The 725-nt window shown below is 47.7% G+C and carries 4 tRNA genes; all 4 read right to left on the bottom strand.

What is annotated here, in order from left to right:
* Positions 1-90 precede the first annotated feature (90 nt).
* The 4 genes from L1D11_RS22500 to L1D11_RS22485 all read right to left on the bottom strand — a co-directional run bounded on the left by L1D11_RS22500 (position 91) and on the right by L1D11_RS22485 (position 575).
* Positions 91-166 (bottom strand) — tRNA-Gly (locus tag L1D11_RS22500).
* A 56-nt stretch (positions 167-222) separates the two neighbouring features.
* A tRNA-Met gene (locus L1D11_RS22495) sits at positions 223-299 on the bottom strand.
* 67 nt (positions 300-366) lie between these two features.
* A tRNA-Gly gene (locus L1D11_RS22490) sits at positions 367-442 on the bottom strand.
* Between the two features lie 56 nt (positions 443-498).
* Positions 499-575: transfer RNA gene (locus L1D11_RS22485), tRNA-Met, on the bottom strand.
* Positions 576-725: the final 150 nt, after the last annotated feature.

Raw genomic sequence — 725 nt, 5'->3', positions numbered from 1 at the left:
CTACCAAACTGCTCCATCCCGCGTCCGGATGTTTCTCTTTTCGCATCATTATCGTTTAAGACAATGAATCTTGCCTTTAAAAGGCTAAATTGGAGCGATACATCGGGTTCGAACCGATGACCTCAACCTTGGCAAGGTTGCGCTCTACCAACTGAGCTAGTATCGCATTAGTTAATCGCGGCTCTTACTGCCTTAGACAATAAATGGCGCTTAACTGTAATGTGGTTGCGGGAGCCGGATTTGAACCGACGACCTTCGGGTTATGAGCCCGACGAGCTACCAAACTGCTCCATCCCGCGTCCGGATGTTTCTCTTTTCGCATCATTATCGTTTAAGACAATGAATCTTGCCTTTAAAAGGCTAATTTGGAGCGATACATCGGGTTCGAACCGATGACCTCAACCTTGGCAAGGTTGCGCTCTACCAACTGAGCTAGTATCGCATTAGTTAATCGCGGCTCTTACTGCCTTAGACAATAAATGGCGCTTAACTGTAATGTGGTTGCGGGAGCCGGATTTGAACCGACGACCTTCGGGTTATGAGCCCGACGAGCTACCAAACTGCTCCATCCCGCGTCCGGATGTTTCTCTTTTCGCATCATTATCGTTTAAGACAATGAATCTTGCCTTTAAAAGGCTAATTTGGAGCGATACATCGGGTTCGAACCGATGACCTCAACCTTGGCAAGGTTGCGCTCTACCAACTGAGCTAGTATGCTAGTATCG

The organism is Vibrio sp. Isolate32 (assembly GCF_022397955.1).
GTDB lineage: Bacteria > Pseudomonadota > Gammaproteobacteria > Enterobacterales > Vibrionaceae > Vibrio.
This window is presented reverse-complemented; position numbering and strand designations above follow the sequence as displayed.